The 19,279-nt window shown below is 72.8% G+C and carries 15 protein-coding genes; 10 read left to right on the top strand and 5 right to left on the bottom strand.

The genetic code is table 11. The features are described from left to right. The first annotated feature begins 31 nt into the window (after window positions 1–31). From O7605_RS24975 to O7605_RS24985, 3 genes are read left to right on the top strand one after another with little or no spacing between them, the layout of a single operon-like run. Window positions 32–1,699 carry an ABC transporter ATP-binding protein gene (locus tag O7605_RS24975; protein ID WP_269741418.1) on the top strand — a complete coding sequence of 556 codons (1,668 nt, stop codon included), beginning with the start codon at window positions 32–34 and terminating at the stop codon, window positions 1,697–1,699. Then, window positions 1,696–3,453 carry an ABC transporter ATP-binding protein gene (locus tag O7605_RS24980; protein WP_269741419.1) on the top strand — a complete coding sequence of 586 codons (1,758 nt, stop codon included), beginning with the start codon at window positions 1,696–1,698 and terminating at the stop codon, window positions 3,451–3,453. Before O7605_RS24975 ends, O7605_RS24980 begins: the two co-directional genes overlap by 4 nt. A 7-nt stretch (window positions 3,454–3,460) precedes the next feature. Further along, the gene (locus tag O7605_RS24985) at window positions 3,461–4,147 is read left to right on the top strand and encodes a TetR/AcrR family transcriptional regulator (RefSeq protein WP_269741420.1); all 687 of its coding nucleotides are present in this window, start codon (window positions 3,461–3,463) and stop codon (window positions 4,145–4,147) included. A gap of 69 nt (window positions 4,148–4,216) precedes the next feature. Here the strand turns inward: O7605_RS24985 and O7605_RS24990 are convergent, their stop codons facing one another. Then, window positions 4,217–5,581, bottom strand: coding sequence for an extracellular catalytic domain type 1 short-chain-length polyhydroxyalkanoate depolymerase (locus tag O7605_RS24990; RefSeq protein WP_269741421.1), 1,365 nt, complete (start codon window positions 5,579–5,581; stop codon window positions 4,217–4,219). A 289-nt stretch (window positions 5,582–5,870) separates the two neighbouring features. Between O7605_RS24990 and O7605_RS24995 the strand changes: the two genes are divergently transcribed. Further along, the gene (locus O7605_RS24995) at window positions 5,871–6,929 is read left to right on the top strand and encodes a PaaX family transcriptional regulator (RefSeq protein ID WP_269741422.1); all 1,059 of its coding nucleotides are present in this window, start codon (window positions 5,871–5,873) and stop codon (window positions 6,927–6,929) included. Between the two features lie 50 nt (window positions 6,930–6,979). Here the strand turns inward: O7605_RS24995 and O7605_RS25000 are convergent, their stop codons facing one another. After that, on the bottom strand, window positions 6,980–8,113 hold the full coding sequence (locus tag O7605_RS25000) for a sensor histidine kinase (protein WP_269741423.1): 1,134 nt from the start codon (window positions 8,111–8,113) through the stop codon (window positions 6,980–6,982). A 76-nt stretch (window positions 8,114–8,189) separates the two neighbouring features. On the opposite strand from O7605_RS25000, the gene O7605_RS25005 reads away from it, so the two are divergent. The 3 genes from O7605_RS25005 to O7605_RS25015 all read left to right on the top strand — a co-directional run bounded on the left by O7605_RS25005 (window position 8,190) and on the right by O7605_RS25015 (window position 12,375). After that, window positions 8,190–8,828: a nitroreductase family protein gene (locus tag O7605_RS25005; protein ID WP_269741424.1), complete on the top strand. Its 639-nt coding sequence runs from the start codon at window positions 8,190–8,192 to the stop codon at window positions 8,826–8,828. 126 nt (window positions 8,829–8,954) lie between these two features. Next, the gene (locus O7605_RS25010; protein ID WP_269741425.1) at window positions 8,955–9,377 is read left to right on the top strand and encodes an OsmC family protein; all 423 of its coding nucleotides are present in this window, start codon (window positions 8,955–8,957) and stop codon (window positions 9,375–9,377) included. 136 nt (window positions 9,378–9,513) lie between these two features. After that, on the top strand, window positions 9,514–12,375 hold the full coding sequence (locus O7605_RS25015; protein WP_269741426.1) for a helix-turn-helix transcriptional regulator: 2,862 nt from the start codon (window positions 9,514–9,516) through the stop codon (window positions 12,373–12,375). 73 nt (window positions 12,376–12,448) lie between these two features. Here the strand turns inward: O7605_RS25015 and O7605_RS25020 are convergent, their stop codons facing one another. Together O7605_RS25020 and O7605_RS25025 are read right to left on the bottom strand one after the other, a co-directional pair. Further along, the gene (locus O7605_RS25020) at window positions 12,449–13,393 is read right to left on the bottom strand and encodes an FAD-dependent oxidoreductase (RefSeq protein WP_269741427.1); all 945 of its coding nucleotides are present in this window, start codon (window positions 13,391–13,393) and stop codon (window positions 12,449–12,451) included. Between the two features lie 9 nt (window positions 13,394–13,402). Further along, window positions 13,403–14,521, bottom strand: a complete 1,119-nt coding sequence (locus O7605_RS25025; protein ID WP_269741428.1) for a GNAT family N-acetyltransferase — start codon at window positions 14,519–14,521, stop codon at window positions 13,403–13,405. Window positions 14,522–14,577: 56 nt separating this feature from the next. On the opposite strand from O7605_RS25025, the gene O7605_RS25030 reads away from it, so the two are divergent. Together O7605_RS25030 and O7605_RS25035 are read left to right on the top strand one after the other, a co-directional pair. Further along, on the top strand, window positions 14,578–15,027 hold the full coding sequence (locus tag O7605_RS25030) for a MarR family winged helix-turn-helix transcriptional regulator (protein WP_269741429.1): 450 nt from the start codon (window positions 14,578–14,580) through the stop codon (window positions 15,025–15,027). A 63-nt stretch (window positions 15,028–15,090) separates the two neighbouring features. Beyond that, a complete protein-coding gene (locus tag O7605_RS25035) occupies window positions 15,091–15,591 on the top strand; it encodes a VOC family protein (protein ID WP_269741430.1) in 501 nt (166 codons plus the stop codon). Window positions 15,592–15,619: 28 nt separating this feature from the next. On the opposite strand, the gene O7605_RS25040 is transcribed toward O7605_RS25035, so the two are convergent. Beyond that, window positions 15,620–17,086 carry a hypothetical protein gene (locus O7605_RS25040; RefSeq protein ID WP_269741431.1) on the bottom strand — a complete coding sequence of 489 codons (1,467 nt, stop codon included), beginning with the start codon at window positions 17,084–17,086 and terminating at the stop codon, window positions 15,620–15,622. A gap of 473 nt (window positions 17,087–17,559) precedes the next feature. On the opposite strand from O7605_RS25040, the gene argS reads away from it, so the two are divergent. Further along, window positions 17,560–19,218, top strand: a complete 1,659-nt coding sequence (gene argS, locus O7605_RS25045; protein WP_269742743.1) for an arginine--tRNA ligase — start codon at window positions 17,560–17,562, stop codon at window positions 19,216–19,218. Window positions 19,219–19,279 lie beyond the last annotated feature (61 nt).

Consider the following 19,279-nt stretch of genomic DNA (forward strand, 5'->3'; position numbering starts at 1 on the left):
GGGCCCCCATGTGCCGCCTTTCGCGGTCGTCGTGGTCCTGCAGGTCGTCGGCGCCGTCGCCGGACTGGCACCGCTGTTCGCGGTGATCGAGCTGGGACGCGCCCTGTTGTCGCCCGGCCCGGTCGACACCGGCCGGGTGTGGACCGCCGTGACCCTGGGTGCGGCCGGTCTGTTCGTCCGGCTGGTCTTCACGGGTGCCTCGTCAGGGCTCGGTCACGTTCTCGACGGCAGGGTGCAGCTCTCGCTGCGCCGGGCACTGGCCCGAAGCCTCGGGCAGGCACCCATCGGCTGGCTCTCCCGTCGACGCAGCGGCGAACTGGCGAGAGTGGTCGGTGACGACGTCGCCGCCGTGCACCCGTTCATCGCCCATGCTCCCGGCGAACTGGTCTCCGCCTTCGTCGTGCCGTCGGTGTCGCTCACCTACCTGCTCACCGTCGACTGGCGACTCACACTGATCACCCTGATCCCCGTGCTGCTGGCCCTCGCGCACGTGCCGCTGCTGATGACCCCGGCCCGTACGCGGGAGCAGCGGGACTTCGACGCGGCGATGGGCCGGATCGCCACCTCCGTCGTCGAGTTCGTGCAGGGCATCGCCGTGGTCAAGGCGTTCGGCGGCGCCGAGCGTGCGCACCACCGGTTCCGCACCGCCGCCGACGAGTTCGTCGACATCTTCACCCGCTGGGTACGCGGTGTCTCCGCCGTCGCCGCCGGCATGCAGCTGGCACTGTCGCCGCCCTTCGTGCTGCTGGTGGTGCTGATCGGCGGCACGATGCGGATCACCTCCGGCGATCTGGTGCCGGTGGACCTGCTGCCCTTCCTGCTGCTCGGGCTGGGGCTCACCGCTCCGGTCGCGGCCCTCGGCCACGGCTTCGACGACATGCGGGCCGCCGGCCGTGCGGTCGGCCGCATCCGCGAGGTGCTCGGGGTGGAGGCGCTGCCGCAGCCCGCGCGCCCGGCCACGCCGCAGGACAACCGGGTGGAGCTGCGCGACGTCCGGTTCAGCTACGACGACGGCCCGGAGGTGCTGCGCGGGATCGACCTGACGCTGGAGCCGGGCACGCTCACCGCGGTGGTCGGACCGTCCGGCAGCGGAAAGTCCACGCTCGGGCAACTGCTGCCCCGGTTCTTCGACCCGACGCACGGTTCGGTGCGCCTCGGCGGCGTCGACCTGCGCGACCTCGACGCCAGGGAGCTCTACCGCCGGGTCTCCTTCGTCCTCCAGGACGTCCGGCTGCTGCGCGCGTCGGTCGCGGACAACATCGCGCTGGCGGTCCCGCACGCGTCTCCCGAGGAGATCACTCGCGCCGCCCGGCTGGCGCACATCCACGACCGCATCCTCGCGTTGCCGAACGGCTACGAGACCGTGCTCGGCGAGGACGTCACGCTCTCCGGCGGCGAGGCGCAACGCATCGCCATCGCGCGTGCCCTGGCCGCGGACACGCCAGTGCTGGTGCTGGACGAGGCGACCGCCTTCGCCGACCCGAGGACCGATCAGGCGGTACGCCAGACGCTGGCGGCGCTGCGCGACCGGACCGTCCTGGTCATCGCCCACCGCCTGGAGACCATCGCCGACGCCGACCAGGTCGTGCTGCTCGAGGACGGGGCGGTCGCCGCGCGAGGCAGACCGACCGACCTGCTCGCCCGGGATGGAACGTTCGCCGCGTTCTGGCGGACCCGGCAGGAGGACCTGGCCCGATGATCACTCTGCTGTTGCGGGTGCTCGGCGACGAGTACGCCACGCCGATGCGTCGCACGGTCGCCCTGATGACGGTGACCGCGGTGCTGGAGGGTCTGCTCTACGCGTTGCTGGTACCCGTGCTACGGGCGCTGTTCGGGGACGACCCCTCGGACGCCTGGCCGTGGCTGATCGCGTTCGCGGTCGCCGTCGCGGTCTACGCGGTGCTGCGGTACACCAGCGACCTGTCCGGCATGCGCGTCGGGACCAGGATGCTGCGGGGCATGTACCACGGCCTCGGCGAACACCTGGCCCGGCTGCCCATCGGCTGGTACGACGCCGCCCGGGTGGGCGAGGTGTCCGGGCTGGCCAGCCGCGGTCTGCTGACGGCGATGGGCGTGTCGGCGCACCTGCTCGGACCGTTCATCTCCGCCTGCGTCACACCGCTGACGATCGTGGCCGTGATCGCGGTGTTCAACTGGCAACTCGGGCTGGCCGCGTTGGTGGCGGCACCGCTCGTGGTGCTGACCCAGCGATGGACCGCGCGGTTGATGGCTGCCAACGACGCCGACCACGCCGCGCGCAACCACGAGGCCAGCGCCCGGGTCATCGAGTACCTCCAGGCCCAGCCGGTGCTGCGGGCCGGCGGCCGCAGTGGCGAGCGGTTCAGCCTGCTCGACGACGCGCTGCAGGGCGTGGAGCGGGCCTCCCGCCGCCAGACGATGTCGGTGCTGCCCGGCGCGGTGGGTCTGACCCTCATCGTGCAGGCGGTCTTCACCACCGTGCTGGTGCTGGGGACCTATCTCGCGCTCGGTGGCGACCTCGGAGCCGCGGAGGTCCTGTCCATTCTCGTGCTCGCCGCCCGAGCTGCGGACCCGCTGCTGTCCCTGTCGGACATCGGCGGCAAGCTACGTATCGCCCGCGCCGAGCTGACGCGGCTCGACAAGGTGTTGCGCACCGAACCGCTTCCCGAAACGGACCAGCCGGTCCGGCCGCGGCGGTTCGACCTGGAGTTCGACGCGGTCACCTTCCGCCACGGTGATCGTGCCGTGTTCGACAATGTGTCGCTGTCGGTGCCGCAGGGGCAGCGGATGGCCGTCGTCGGTCCGTCCGGCGCGGGCAAGAGCACCCTGCTCCAGCTGATCGCCCGGTTCTACGACGTGGAGGCGGGAGCGGTGCGGGTGGGCGGTGTCGACGTGCGGCGGATCGACCCGGGCGTGTTGCTGGCACAGATCGCCATCGTGTTCCAGGACGTCTACCTCTTCGACGGCACGATCGAGGAGAACGTCCGGCTCGGTCGCCCCGACGCCGGCGAGGACGAGGTGCGCGCCGCGGCGACCGCCGCGCGACTGGACGAGGTCGTCGAGCGGCTGCCCGGAGGCTGGGCGGCGAACGTCGGCGAAGGTGGCGCGTCGCTGTCCGGCGGTGAGCGCCAGCGGGTCTCGATCGCGCGGGCACTGCTGCGGGACGCACCGATCGTGTTGCTCGACGAGGTGACCTCGGCGCTCGATCCGGTCAACGAGGCGGCCGTCCACGAGGGCATCGAACGACTGATGCCGGGACGGACGGTGATCATGGTCGCGCACCGGATGCGGACCGTCCGACGCGCGGACCGCGTGGTCTTCCTCGACGACGGGCGGGTGGTCGAGGAGGGCAGCCACGACGAACTGCTGCGTCGTGGCGGTCGCTACGCCGACTTCTGGAGTCTGTCCACCGCGTCCGGCCTGCCTGGTGCGGCGGCGTCACCTCGGAGGACCTCGGTGGACGAGGAGGCATGATGGGGCGGTGCCCCCCGCCGACGCGCCGCGCCCCAGGCCCGGCAGACCGCCGACGACCTCTCGCGCCCAGATCCTGGCCGCCGCGCGTGGCCTCATCGATCGTGACGGGTGGGAGCGGCTCACCATCCGCAAGCTGGCCGCCGAGCTCGGCGTCGGAGCGACCACCCTCTACCACCACGTACACGACAAAGAGGATCTGCTGCTTCTGCTGATCAACGAGTACGGCGAGCAGGTCTCCCGCCCTCGGCTGCCCGATGAACCACGGGAGCGCGTCGTCGTCGCGGCGGCGACGATCCACGATGCGCTGGCGGCGTGGCCGTGGGCCGCCGAGGTCCTCACCACCGACGGATTCATCGCCCGGCTCGGCGCCTCGCCCCTGGGGCTGGTCGAGGCGGTGGTGGCCGGCGCCGTCGACCACGGCTGCACTCCCGAGCACGCCGTGTACGTCTTCCGCACCATCTGGTACTACACCGTCGGGGAGATTCTCGTCCGGTCGCACACCGCGCGCCGGGGGCAGGGTGACGCCGTCACCCGGCAAGGGGCGTTCTTCGGCAGCATCGACGCCGGGAAGCTGCCGCACCTCGCCGCGCTGGGTGACCGCTGGGCGGTGCTGGCCCCCCGCGACACCTATGTCGACGGCCTCCGTGCCCTCGTCGACGGGCTGCTCGCCCAGGGTGCCCGGGCCCAGCCGTAGGCGCGCCGGGTCGGCGTGGGCGCTCCGGGGACGGTACGCGAACGTACCGTCCCCGGAGCACCGACGGTGTCAGGCGACCGTGCAGGACGCCCCGTTGAGGGTGAACGAGCTGGGCCTGGCGGTGTTACCGGTGTGGGTGGCCTGGAAGCCGATCGTCAGCGATCCGTTGGGCGCGATGCTGGCGTTGTACGAGACGTTGCGCGCCGTCACCTGCCCCGAGCTGGGGGAGTAGGTGGCGTTCCAACCGCCGGTGATGGTCTGCCCACCGGGCAGGGTGAACACCAGCGACCAGCCGTTGATCGCGCTGGTGCCGGTGTTGGTGATGGTGATGTTCTCGGTGAGCCCGGTGTTCCACGCGTTGACGTCGACGGTCACCCGGCAGGCACCGGAACCCGGCGGCGGGGTGGTCGGGCTCGGCGGCGGCGTGGTCGGGTTGGGCGGCGGGGTGGTCGGGCTCGGCGGCGGCGTGGTGGGGTTCGGCGGCGGGGTGGTCGGGTTCGGGTTGGTCAGGCCGAAGAACTGGACGGCCGCCGCGGCCATGCCGCCGGAGGGCAGGCTGTGCCCGGCGCCCTGGATGCTGTACGCCTCGACCTGGACGGTGCCGCCGCTGTCGGCGAACCTGCGGCGGTTCCAGTTGGCCTGCGGAGTGTCGGTGGAGGTGGGCGTCTGGCTCAGGCCGAACACGTTGGTCCACTGCTCGACGGCCTCCTGGAGCAGTGAGAACGGCACCAGCGTGTCGTTGGTGCCGTGCCACAGTTGCACCCGGGGACGCGGACCGGAGTAACCGGGGTACGCCTGGCGCACCGCGTCACCCCACTGCTGCGGGGTCCGGTTCATGTTGCCGCCGGTGCACTGGCTGCTGCCGGGCGGGTAGTCCGCCGCGTTGGCGAAGCAGTTGAACGGCACCCCCATGAACGCGGCGCCGGCCTTGAACACGTCGGGGTAGAGGGCCAGCATGTGGTTGGTCATCATGCCGCCGGAGGAACTGCCCGTCGCGTAGACCCGTTCGGGGTCGGCGCTGTACTGCTGCTGCGCGTACCGGACCATCGACATGATCGAGACCGGGTCGCTGCCCCCGCCGCGGCGCTTGGCGGCATCCGACCAGACGTCGAAGCAGTTGCCGAACCCGGCCTGCTGGGTTGCGGAGGGATAGATCACGATGAACCCGTACCGGTCGGCCTGGCTGGCGAACTCGCTTCCGGAGTAGAAGCCGGGGCCGGATCCGCCGCAGCCGTGCATGGCCACCACCGTCGCCGGCCGGGCGGGGCGGTTGTCCGGCACGTAGATGTGCATGCGCATCCGGCCGGGGTTGTCACCGAAACTGGTCACCTCGGTCAGCGAGGCCGCGTACGCGGGGCTGAACGTGGGCACCACCAGGCCGGCCGCGACCAGCGACATGGCCACGCCGAGCAGTAGTTTCCTTCTGATTTTCACGGACGACTCCTTCGAACGCCTGAATGCAGGCTGGGATCGGTCGGTGCGACGGCGGCGGTGACGGGTGCCCGCCGCGTCTGCTCGCGGGTGCGCCCAAGTCCCCCGCTCGTCCACCACGTCTGGCTTGCCCTGCCCGGCTCCGAGTGGCGTCGTGTAGCAGATATTGTTCTCCTGGGCCCAGGAAGTGTCAATCGACGCACCTCGATCAACTGTGCCATGGCTCCCGGACCGGCGCATCGGCGTCCATCTACAGTCGATACCCCGTCCCCGAGTCGACTCCGGAGCGCCCGTGAACAGCCCGTTCCACATCGAGGAGATCTATTCCGACGACGGGAGCAACGCGCTGCGGATGCCCCGGCGGCAGGTGGGCAACTCGCCCCAGGGTTTCGCCATGACGCTGCTGGCGGACTACACCCTGCGGACCCGTGCCGCGCTGCCGTCCGCCGCCATCGTCGCGCTGCTCACCGAGTCCGGGGTGACCACCGCCGGCGCCCGTACCGCGATCAGCCGGCTGGCCCGCCGTGGTGTGCTCGAAGGCAGTCGCCACGGACGCCGCAGCTCGTACCGACTCAGCCGCGCCGCCGCCGCCAACCTCTCCAGCGGAGGCAACTGGATCCTCACCTCCACCACCACCGCGGCGCCGTGGGACGGGTGCTGGACGATCGTGGCCTTCTCGCTGCCCCAGGATCACAGCACCCAGCGCCGGGCGCTACGCAGCCAGCTCCGCTGGCTCGGATACGCGCCGCTGTACGACGGCCTGTGGATCTCGCCGTACGAGCTGACGCCCCGGGCGCGGGCGCAGCTGGAACAGTTGACCCTCGGCACCGTCACGGTCTTCCGCGGTCACCAGAACGCGCTGGGGTCGACCAGCGACCGTGCGCCCATCGAGGCCTGGGACATCGACGCCATCACCCGGCAGTACGCGGCGTTCCTGGACCGTTGGACATCGTTGTTGCCGCTGGTCGGCGCCGGGCAGGTGGACGGTGCCGCGGCGGTGCGGGCACGCACCGAGGTGATGGACACCTTCCGTCGCTTTCCCACCCTCGACCCGCAGCTGCCGGTGGAGCTGCTGCCGGCGGGCTGGCTCAGGCAGCCGGCCCGGGATCTGTTCGCGGCCGTGTACGACGGTCTCGCGCACCCGGCCGAGCAGCACGTCCGAGCGGTCGTCGGGCGGTTCACCGACAGCGCGCCGCTCGGCATCCGGGCCCACACCACCGCCGACCTGATCGCCGGCGTTCGCGGTGCCGCCGGCACCACCTCGGCGGCGAGCGCACCACCGGCCGAGTGGGAGACACCGGACCCGACCGTCGACTGCGACGAGGTGACGGCCGGGTCCCGGCCGAGCTGACCCGATCGGCTGACGCCGGGCTCAGCCCGAGGGCGCTCGCGCGCGGCGCGTCACGCCGGCACGGTGCACGGCAGCGTCGCGGTGACCGTCCAGCCGCGGTCGACGTCCGGTCCGGCGTCGACCGAACCGCCGAGCAGATGGGCCCGCTCGCGCATGCCGATCAGCCCGAAGCCGGTCGGTCCGAACCCGCGAGGGCTCGGCACCTCTCCGTCGTCGCTCACCCGCAGCCGCACCACCTCGGCGTCGCGGGCGACCCGCACCACGATGCGCGTCGCGCGCCGGGCGTGTCGGCGGGCATTGGTGACGGACTCCTGGGCCAGCCGGTAGATCGCGGTGGCCACCGCCGCCGGCAACCCGTCGAGGTCGCCGGACAACTCCACCTCGACCGTCGGGCCGTGCGCGGAGCGGCTGGCCAGCCGTTCCAGGTCGGTGATGCGGGGAGCCGGTGTGCGGTCGGCCGGCTCGTCGCGACGCAACACCCGCACCATCGCGCGCATCTCGACAAGCGCCCGGGTCGCCTCGGCCTCGATGATCCGTAGCGCGTCGGCGGCAGCCTCCGGTTGCGTGTCGAGCACCGCCAGCCCGGCCTGGGCCCGCACGGCCATCGCGGACACGTGATGGGCGACGGTGTCGTGCAGATCGCGGGCCAGCCGCTCCCGTTCCAGCAGCTTGACCTGCTCGAACTCGCGTTGACGGGCGCGGGCCCGGTACCGCAGCGCCGCCCCGAGCGCGAGCGCGGCCGACACCACCCCGGCCCCGGCCAGGCCGTCGCCCGGATCGAGGTGATCGGCCGCCACGGACAGCGTGATCTTCGCGGCGACGACGGCCGCTCCGAGTACCGCCTCGCGTCCCGAGCCCCACCGCGACAGGGAGAACACCAGGATCAGCAGGAAGGCCAGCGTGTGCAGGCCGAGATCGCCGCCCACCACGACCTCGCCGGCGGCGCAGACCGGAAAGGCGACCGCCGCCATGAGCAACGGCCTGGTCCGTCGCCAGAGCAGCACCGGGGCGAGACCGACGCCGATCAGGACCGGCACGACCCTCGGTGCCGGCAGGTCCGCGCGGACGAGACCCTCCAGCAGCGCCGTCGCCATGAACACGACGACCAGTGACCAGTCCCGCCATCCGCGCGCCGGACCCGTGGGCCGGGGCTCGTGCCACCACGACCGCAGCAGCTCCCGCACCAGCCGATCGTACGGGCGGCCGAACCCGGACCACCAGCGGCGGCGGCGCCTGCGCAAGGGTGGCAGGATCGCCCGCATGCAGTTCGCAGAGGTTATCCGTCGCCGTCGGATGGTGCGGCACTACGCCGATCGGCCGCTCAGCCCCGAGGTCATCGAGACGATCCTGGCCAGCGCGTTGCGGGCACCGTCCGCCGGCTTTTCGCAGGGCTGGGCCTTCCTCGCCCTCACCGATCCGGGCGACCGGGCCAGATTCTGGCCCTTCGTGCCGACCCGGGTCGCGCAGACCCCCACGATGCAGAACGCGCCGCTGGTCGTCGTACCACTCGCGCACAAGGCGGCCTACCTGGCCCGGTACGCCGAGGCCGACAAGGGCTGGAGCGACCGGTCGGAGGCCCGCTGGCCGGCACCCTACTGGTACATCGACACCGGCATGGCTGCGCTGATGATGCTGCTCACGGCCGTCGACGAGGGACTTGACGCCTGCTTCTTCGGCATCATGCCGGTCACCGGTGAGTACTTCACGCCCGAGGTCGACGTTCCCGCGCACACGGCCGCCTTCAAGGCCGAGTTCGGCATCCCCGACGAGTACGCGCCGATCGGCGGCATCTGTGTCGGTTACCGCGCCGACGACCTGCCACCGCAGAACCCCGCTGTCGCCGCGCGTCGCCGCGCCGCCAGCACGGTCATCCACCGTGGCCAGTGGGGCAACGCCTGACCCGGCGGCACCGTGCCGGTCCGGTCGGCCTGCTGTCCACCGGCGGGGTGACGCCGGGTCGAACGGCCCTGCCGGGTCACGCCTTCTCGGGATGGGATGGGAGGGACGACGTCCCGAGGAGGAGCCATGACAACCACGGACGGCAGGGTCGGCCTGGACCCGATCGACGTGCGGTTTCGAGCCGGAGAAGCGTACGAGATCCGGGTCCGCGAGCACCGGCTGCTCACCGATCAGCCGGCCGACGCGGGTGGTGCCGACACCGCACCGAGCCCCACGGAGCTTTTCGCCGCCTCGCTCGCCGCCTGCGTCGCGTTCTACGCCGGGCGCTACCTGAGCCGGCACGGGCACGATCGGGCCGGTCTGGCGGTGACCGCGTCGTTCGAGATGGCCACCGACCGACCGGCCCGGGTCGCCGCCATCCAGATCACCGTACGACCGCCGACCGACCTGCCACCGGAGAAGTGGCCCGCGTTGCGTGCCGTGGCTAGCCACTGCACGGTGCACAACACGCTGCTCAACGCGCCCCGGATCGAGGTCGACATCCAGTGAACCGGCGAGCCCGGCGCGACACCGACGACCTCGATGAACCGGCGACGATCCGGCACCGGCGCTGCCGACGACGATCCGGCCGATAGTTGATGGTCACCGATGGCTGTCGCTGTGACACTCCCCGTGGGGAGGCGTGATGACGGCCAGCCGAGAGGTGGGATTCCGGCCCGATCCGGTGCTGGTGGGCCGGGCGGCCGAGGTGGAGTCGCTGGACGCGGCGGTGGCCACCGTACGCGCCGGACGATCCGTGGTGGTCGAGGTGTGCGGCGAGGCGGGCCTGGGCAAGACCCGGATTCTCCGCGAGTTGGCGCGGCGGGCCGCCGACGCGGGCCTGCGGGTTCACCCGGGTCGGGCCACCCAGTACGAGCAGGGCGTGCCGTTCGGGCTCTTCGCCGAGATGGTGGAGGCGGCCGACGGGGGGCCGAGCGGCGCGGCACGGCCGTCGGTGCCGGCGGCGGTGCGGCAGATGCTAACCCGGACACCCGCGCCGGGCGCCGCACTGCTGCTCGACGACGTGCACTGGGCCGACTCGGCGTCAGTGGAGCTGACCGAGCACCTGATCGGCAGTCCACCACCGGTGCCGGTGCTGCTCGCGGTGGCGTTCCGTACCGCCTGCCCACCGGCACGGCTGGTCAACGCCATCGCGCGGCTCGGCCCGGCCGCCACCCTGATCGACCTTCCGCCGTTGGACGCGGCCAGCCTGGACGTGCTGCTGGTCGGCGTGCCGCGTCGTCGCCGGGAACTGGTCCTGCGGGCCAGCCTCGGCAATCCGCTGTACATCCAGGCGTTGTCCCGGCTCACCGACGATGAGCTGGACTCCCTGGCGAGGCTGGCCCGCCGGCACGACCCGGTCGACGCCGACCGCCTCGCCGGCTCGCGGCGGTCAGTGCTGGCCGGACTCGCCGCCGAGATCACCGCCCAGGAACCGTCGGTGCAGCGGGTCGCCCACATCGCCGCGGTGGTCGGCGACCACACCACCATCGACCTCGTCAGACACGTTGCCGGCCTGCCGATGCCCACGGTCACCGCGGCGGTGGACCAGCTCGGGCGACTCGGCCTGCTCGACGCGGACGGCGGGCGGCTGCGCTATCGACACCCGCTGATGCGGGCCGCGGCGTACGCGTTGACCGGCGCGGCCTGGCGGTTCGAGGCGCACACCCGCACCGCCGACTACCTGCGTGGCCGCCGAGCGTCCCGGCAGCTGGTGGCGCACCACACGGAACGGTCCGCCCGCCACGGCGACGAGGTCGCGGTGGCCACGTTGGTCGACGCGGGTGTCGCGTTCACGCACGAGGCCCCCGCCCAGGCGGCCCGCTGGCTCGGCGCCGCGCTGCGCATCATGCCGGACGCCGGTCCGGACGACCGGCGGCGTGCCGAGGTGACGATGTGGTACGCCCGGGCCCTCGGCCGCAGCGGCGAGTTGGCCCGCAGCCGTGCGGTGCTCCAACGGCTGCGGCGTGCCGACGGGCCGGTGCGGCGCCGGGCCGAGGCGTTCAGTGTGGCGGTGGCCCGGCAGCTCGGCGACTTCGCCGAGGCGGCGGCGACGCTCGGCACCCAACTGCGTCGCGGCGGTCTCGACCGGGTCGAGGAGGCGAAGCTGCACGTGGAACTGGCGGCCGTGGACGCGTTTCGGGAGGAGCCGGCCTCGGCGGTGCACCACGCGCGGCGGGCCCTCGAACTGCTGGACGAGCACCGGTCGGCGCTCGTGGCGGCGGCGCTGACGCTGCGGGCGCTCGCCACCCTGTACCTCGGCTGCGCCCGGTCGGCACGCGAGCAGCTCGCCGCCGCCGTCGTCGCCGTGGACGCCACCGGCGACGCGGACCTGCGCCCGTACGTCGAGATCGTCTCACCACTGGCGCTTGTCGAGATCCAGCTGGGCAACTACGCCGACGCCGACCGACATCTCGCCCGGGCCCGACGGATCGTGGACGGACTCGGGCCGAGCAGCGCCTCGCCGTACCTGCTCGTCATGGAGTCGCTGGTGCACGCTCGTGCTGGTCGGCTGACCCGGGCGGTGCGGGCGGCGGAGCAGGCGCGGGCCGCCGCCGAACGGGTGGGCAGCACGGAGATGGCCGCGATGGCGGCGGCGGTCCGCCTGCGCCCGGTGCTGTGGACCGCCGGCCCGGCCGCGGCGCTCGTCGACCCGGCGCCGCCCCACCTCGACGGCGACCCGCGCAGTGCGGGTACCGAGGTGATCGGCGGGCAGCCACGCTCCCGAGCGTGGTGGCGGATCAACCGGGTGGAGCTGGCCCTGGCCAGGGCGGTCACCGGCGACTGGGGCGGCGGTGCCGACCTGCTCGCCGAGCCGGCGACACCGCCGTCGAGGCATCCGCCGGTGCTGGTGGCCCGGGACCTGGTCGCGACCGTCGTCGCGGCCGGCCAGGGTGATCACGCCACGGCCGCCCGGGTCGGTAGGCGGGCGGAACGCCGGGCCGCGGCCGCCGATCTGCCGTACGAGATCGGACTGGCCCGGTTCGCCCGGGCCTTCGCCGCGTACCGGGTCGAGGATCCGGACCGGGCGACGATGCTCGCCGAGCGCGCGGCGGCCAGCTTCGTGACGGCCGGCACCCCGATGGAGGAGGCGCTGTCCCGGCACCTCGCCGGTGTCGCGTACCTCGTCGCGGGTCGACCGGGACCCGGTGCCGCCGCCCTCGACCGGGCCGACACCGGGTACCGGGCCTGTGGTGCGGTCTGGGCATCATCCGTGCTCGCCGGGCACCGCGCCGCCGGCTGCCCGCGCTCCGGACACCGCGCCGGCGGTGCGGCGGGCACCGGTCGGCCGGCCGGAAACGACGCCCTCACCGCCCGGGAGCGGGAGATCGCGGGCCTGGCGACGACCGGCCTGACCAACAAGGAGATCGCCGCGCGACTCCATCTCAGCCCGCGGACCATCGAGTCCCACCTGAACCGGGTCTTCGCCAAGCTCCACGTCCACTCCCGCACCGCGATGGCCCGTCGACTCACCGAGGCTGCCGCCGAGCACGGGCCACCTGCGTAGCTCACGGATCCGCCCCGCCGGCACCTGAGCGGTGGCGGGCACGAGGGGCTGCGGGCTCGGGGGCAACGGCGGGTCAGCGCAGCCCGGACACCAGGTGGGCCACGTCCTCGGCGCAGCCGTGGGAGAGCGTCACGCCGGCCCCGCCGTGGCCGTAGCAGTGCACCACCGGACCGCGATCGGTGACCTCTGCCTCCAGCCGCACACTCGGCCGACCGGGCCGTAGGCCGACCCGGTGACCGAGGACCCGCGCGTCGCGCAGCGCGGGTACGATGTTGGCGCAGCGATCGAGGATGCCGCTGGCCGTGTCCGCCCGAACGGTCAGGTCCTCGTCGCCGTCGTCGGCGGTGCCACCGAGCAGCACGGTGTCATCGCGGGGTACGACGTAGCACAACTGCTCGGGATCGGACTGGTCGATGACCCACTCGCGCAGGCCGAACTGGGCGACCACGACCACCTGTCCCCGCACCGGGGTGAGGTGGGCGTCGCCGACCAGCTCCCGGGCCCCGAGACCGGTGCAGTTGACCACGACGTCCACGCCGACGAGGGCGTCGGCCAGCTTCTCGAACCGCCCGGAGCGGACCGCGACCCCGGCGGCGATCACCTCGCCGAGCAGCCAGGGTAGGTGCACCGCCATGTCCGCCACCGGGACGGTCAGCTCGAAACCGTCGGCGTAGCCGGTCGGTAGTCTCGCCCCCGTGACCCGGGCCAGCTCCGGCACCGCGTCCCGCCACCACGGCTCGGGTGCGGGCCGACGGAACAGCTCCCGCCCCAGGCGCATCCGCACACCGGTGCGCGGATCGGCGGCCAGGCCGCGCAGGGTCGCGTAGCTGGACGCCGACCAGCGGGTCACGTCCGCCGCCGGATAGGCGCGGTAGGGGTACCAGAGCGCGGCGGCGACCGCCGACGTCGTGTCGTCGCCCATCCGGGCGGCGACCAGGTCGACGTGATGGCCGTCGCGGGCCAGGCGCAGTGCGCTGGTCAGACCGACGACGCCGGCACCCACCACCCGGACTCTCATGCCTGGAGATCACACCACACCCGCGTCGTGGTGGACAGCGCCGGTCGGCTGGCCGGGGCGTGGTTTGGACAGGCGCACGCTGTCCGGTGGGGTGTCGGCACTCGCGGTGCGGGTGTAGCCGGCGCGCTCGTACAGGCCGATGTTGCGGGTGCTGCGGCGGCCGGTGAAGAGGACGCAGTGGGTGGTCTCCCCGGGAGCCTGTCCTTCGGCGTACGACAGCAGCCAGGAGCCGATGCCGTTGCCGGCCCGGTCGGGTGCCACCATCAGGCGACCGATCAGCCAGGTGCTCCCGTGCGCCCGGGCGCGCACCGCCGCGACGAGGCGACCGTCGTGGCGTACGCACCACCACCGCCACGTCGCCGTCGACGCCCGTAGGTCGGCGAGGCTCTCCCGGAGCGGTGCCAGGTCGAGGGTGTCGTTGGCGATGGCTTCCTGGACCCAGCAGCACCGTTGCAGGATGAGCAGTTCCGCCAGGTCGCCGGGCAGGGCCTCGCGAAGTGTGAGACCGGCGGCCGGCCCGTCGACCGCCGTCGGGTCGTTTCCACCGCGCAGGGGACGCAGCGCGCGGGCCACCCGGCTCAGCTCGATCAGCAGCGCGCGGGCGGCGCCGTCGAGCGCTGCGGATCCGGCCACCTGTCCGGCGTGGACGCTGTCCGCGATGCGCAGGGCGACGGTCGCGCCGATCGGCATCATCCGCAGCGTGGTGACGACCTGCTTCGCCATCTGCGCCGACCGGGTGCCGGCCGAGGTGTTGCCGTAGCTGACGAAGGCCACCGGCTTCCACGCCCACTCGTGATAGAGGAAGTCGAAGGCGTTCTTCAGCGCCGCCGGCATGCCGAAGTTGTACTCGGGCGTCACCACCACGAAGGCGTCGGCCGCGGCGACGGTGCGGCTCCAGCGGCGGGTGTGCTCGTGTCGGTAGCTGCCGCTGGCGGGATGCTCCGGTTCGTCGAGCAACGGCAGCGCGATGTCGGCCAGATCGGCGACGTCGACGGTGGTCGCGCCGGACGCGGCGTCCGACCGGATGGTCCGCACGAACCAGTCGGTGATCGCGGGCCCGAGCCGCCCGGGGCGGGTGCTGGCGGTGATGACGAGGACCCGGAGCGGGCTGGGTTCGTTCGATGACATGTCAACGACATTAGGCTGATTTCAGTGACACGTCAACGACAGGTAGGATGACCGACATGGACGCCGCCTGGCTGAGCGCCGACGAGGAGCAGGCGTGGCGAGCCTTCCGGCGGCTGCTCATCGCGTTGCCCGCCCGGATCGGCCGCGACCTGGCCCGCGACTCGGGACTGTCCGCCGCGGACTACGAGGTGCTGAGCACGCTGTCGGAGAAACCCGACCGCCGCTGGGAACTCCGGGAGCTGGCGGCCAAGATGGAGTGGTCGCGCAGCCGCCTGTCCCACCACGCCGCGCGGATGCAGGCCCGGGGACTCATCGACAAGCAACCGGATCCGCAGGACGCCCGTGGTTGTCTGCTGCACCTGACCGATCACGGCTTCGCCGTCCTCGAACAGGCAGCGCCGTACCACGTCGCGTCGGTGCGATCTCGCTTTCTGGCGCACGTCAGCGCCGACGAACTCGCGATGCTGCGCGCGCTCTCGACCCGGATCGCCGACCTGCCCGACTGAGCGTGGCGCAGCATTGCCGGTGGTGCCGGCGTCGGCACCACCCGACGGCACAGGGGAGTGGCAGTGACGAAATCATCCGGGAAGTCCACGTCGACGGTCCGCCAGCTGCGGCTGGTGGTGCAGGCCGACGACTACGAGGCGGCGGTGCGGTTCTATCGCGACGTGCTCGGCCTGCCCGAGCAGGCCGCGTACTCCGGCGCGGACGACGCCCAGGTGGTGATCCTGGATGCCGGGCGGGCCACGCTGGAGATCGCCAACCCGGCGCAGAAGCGCATGATCGACGAGGTCGAGGTGGGACGCCAGGTCGCCCCGCGCATCCGGGTGGCGTTCGAGGTGGACGACACCGCCGCCACCACCGAGCGGCTGGTCGCCGCCGGTGCCGAGCAGGTGGCACCACCCACCACCACACCGTGGCACTCGGTCAACGCCCGCCTCGACGCCCCGGCCGGTCTGCACATCACCGTGTTCCAGGAACTGCGTACGCTCGACGAGCGCGCTGCGCTCGACGGATTCGGCACCGACGCGGCCGGGTCTCCGCACGTTGGCGACGACGCCGGCCGGTGACCGGACGCCCGGGCCGCCGGCGCCCTGCTCAGTCGGCGGCCGGCTTCGGGGTGCCGCAGAGCTTGGTGCCGGGCGGGATGATCTCCTCGGCGTTGTGGAGGACGTACGGCGGCGGCCCCAGCTTGCCGGACGGGTCGATCGGCTTGACGTTGATCAGGCTGAGGAACTTGTTGATCACGTTCACCACCGGGGCCAGGATGGTGTAGCCGACGCCGTACGAGGCCCGGACGCCGAGGCCCACGCCTCGGCAGACCGCCAGCGGCGCGCCCAGCGCCGACCCGATCGTCGTCCCGTACGCGGTCGACACCTCGAAGAACAGGCCGGCCTTGAGCACGAACGCGCTGAACCCGACGTCGAACCGGACCTGATGCTCGATGAGCAGTCCCATCACCCCGACCGGAACTCCGCTCAAGGAGTTGATCAGGCTCTCCTTGCGCTTGAAGTTCTTGCTGACCTGCGGGCCGAACGTGCCGTTGGCGTAGCCGTAGCCGAGCGAGCCGGCGAGGGAGAACTCACCCTTGCCCTTGATCGTGCCCACCTTCGCGCCGAACGCGGTGGTCACCTTCACCGTCTGGCTGATGGTCAGCGCCAGCGGGACGCCGAGCACCGTGCCCATCGGGATGCTGAAGTCCACCGGGATGGGCAGCACCGCTCTGATGTTCTGCCCGTCCCGGAGCCCGGCCTCGAACGAGTAACGGATGCCGAAGCCGCCGCTGATCGACAGCTCGGCCCGAGTCACCGAACCGCCGCTGATCTTCAGGTGGAAGTCCGCCTCCGGCGTGGCGAAGGTCAGCGCGGCCCGCCCGGACAGCTTCGTACCGTCGCGGTGGTAGTGGAAGCTGACCTCCGCGCCGTCGTTGAGGCTGACCCCGGTGGAGAAGTTGGCGACGACCGTCTTGACCTCGCCGCCGCCGCGCACCGGCGGTGGCTGGTTCGGCCGGGGCGGCGGCGGGGCGAGCCGCAGCGGCCCGGCGCGCCCGGCGCGGCCGGTCGGCGTGGCGCCCAGGGCGTCGGCCTCCTCCTCGGACATCGCCCAGATCGGCTCGCCGGCCTGGTAGACGACCGGGTTCTCGATGGCGATGCCGCGCTGCTCCAGGGTGCCGTCGCGGATCACGTCGGTGACGGTGACCGGGCCGATCGTGACCAGCAGGTCGCCCCCGTCGCGCTGGACGTCGAGCACCCGGCCGACGCCACGACCGGTGACGAACATGACCTTCCCGGGCGCCAGGTCGGTGGCCCGGGGCGCGTCACCGTCGAGCCGCCAGGTCAACCCGTCGGCGGTGACCGACCGGACCGAGCGGCCGCCGCCGCCGACGAGGACCACGTCCGGCTGGTACGTCAGGTCGGGGTGGGGTACCGGTGCCATGCCGTAGCGCAACGCGGATTCGCTGTACGGGTCCTCGTCGGCGGCCGGATCACCCGGGGACCGGCCGCCGCAACCGGACGCGGCCAGCACGAGGACCACGGTGAGGACAGCCGAGACAACCTTGCGCACCGGGACTCCTCGTCGGATCGGGACGGCGCCACCCACCGGCACCGGAGCTGCCGCGCCAGACCCGGCCGCACCGACACGGACCAGGGCCGGGCCATGGCATCGACCCTAGACAGCGCCCGTGGCCAGGGAATCAGGGTTTTCCCCACGCCTCGACGACATCGGCGGGCAAACCCGGTCCCCGTCCGCACTGCACGGCGCGTACACTTCCGGCATCTGGCCGCGCCCGGCGCGCGGCCCCGGCGTCCGAGGCGGTGGAGATGGATCGGGTGCCCGGCACCGTCCGCCGCTCACGCCTGCGACGACGATAGTCGTCCCGCTCACCCGCGCGTTCCTTCCGCCGTGCCCGCACCCCGCTGTGCGGCCGGCACATCTCGTGACGATCGCTCATCCCGTCCCAGGGAGTACCCGTGACCGTGCCCTCGCTGGCCTCGTCGTTGTCCGACTCCGTCGCCGCCGCCGCGGCCCGCCGGGGAATGGCCGACCTGGCGCCGCAGCTGCGCCGTTCCGCGCACGCCGACTTCCAGGCCGACGGTGTGTTGGCGGCGGCACGGACGCTGCGCCGCAACCCACGGCAGGCCGCGGCGGAGGTGGTCGACGACCTGCCCGAGGACGGTCTGGTGGCCACGGCGGTGGTGGCCGGGCCAGGCTTCGTCAACATCGAGCTGACCGACCGGGCGCTGCTGGCGCAGCTCGCCCGCCGGCTGGGCGATGACCGGCTCGGCGTCGGCACCCCCGAGGCGGGCGTCACCACCGTGATCGACTACTCCCAGCCGAACATCGCCAAGGAGATGCACGTCGGGCACCTGCGCTCCACCGTCATCGGCGACGCGCTGGTCCGCGTGCTGGAACACCTCGGCGGCACCGTCGTGCGGCGCAACCACATCGGCGACTGGGGAACCCAGTTCGGCATGCTCATCCAGTACCAGGCCGAACATCCCGAGCCGGTGCCGGGCGACACCGGCACCATGGGGCGGCTGGCCACGCTCTACCGGCTGGCCCGGGCACAGTTCGACACCGACTCCGCGTTCGCCGACCGGGCCCGGCGGCGGGTGGTGGCGTTGCAGGCCGGCGAACCGAACACCGTGGCCGCGTGGCGGGACATCGTGGCCGAGTCGACCCGCTACTTCACCGAGGTCTACGACCGGCTCGGCGTGCGGCTGACCGACGCCGACACGGTGGGGGAGAGCGCCTACAACGCCGCGCTGCCCGCCGTCGCCGACGAACTCGAACGCCGGAAGGTCGCGGTGACCAGCGACGGCGCGCTCTGCGTCTTCTTCGACGACCTGCGTGGCCCGGACGGCGAGCCGACGCCGCTGATCGTCCGCAAGCGGGACGGTGGTTTCGGCTACGCCGCGACCGACCTGGCCGCGCTGCGGCAACGCGTCGTCGAGCTGCACGCCGACCGGCTGCTGTACGTGGTCGACGCCCGGCAGGCCCGGCACTTCCGGATGGTCTTCGACACCGCGCGGCGGGCCGGGTGGCTGCCGCCGACCGTACCCGCCGTGCACGTCGCCTTCGGTACCGTCCTCGGCCCGGACGGTCGGCCGTTCAAGACCCGCGCCGGTGACACCGTCCGCCTGGTCGACCTGCTCACCGAGGCGGTCGACCGGGCCCGGGAGGTGGTCGCGGCGAAGAATCCCGGGCTGACCGGGGCGGCCCTGGACGAGCGGGCGTGGCAGGTCGGCATCGGCGCGGTCAAGTACGCCGACCTGACCACCAACCGGACCCGGGACTACGTCTACGACCCGGAGCGGATGCTGGCGCTGGCCGGCAACACCGGCGTCTACCTCCAGTACGCGCACGCCCGCGTCCGGTCCATCCTGGCCCGCGCCGACGGCGACATCACAGTGGACTTGACGGCGCCGCTGGAACCCGCGGAACGGGCGCTGATCCTCGACCTCGACGCCTTCGCCGACACCCTCGTCGAGGTGGTCGCCGGTTACGAGCCGCACCGCCTCTGCGGCTACCTGTACCGGCTGGCGCAGACCTTCACCACGTTCTACGAGCACTGCCCGGTGCTGCGTGCCACCGGACCGCGGCGCGGCAACCGCCTGGCCCTGTGCCGTCTCACCGGCGAAACCCTGCGCACCGGCCTGCACCTGCTCGGCATCCCCACCCCCGATCACCTGTGACCACCCCACCCCCAACCTCCAACCTCCAACCCCGGGCCTCCCGCGTTGATCAAGAAGTTTT

Source organism: Verrucosispora sp. WMMA2121, from assembly GCF_027460185.1.
Classification (GTDB): Bacteria; Actinomycetota; Actinomycetes; order Mycobacteriales; family Micromonosporaceae; genus Micromonospora; species Micromonospora palythoicola.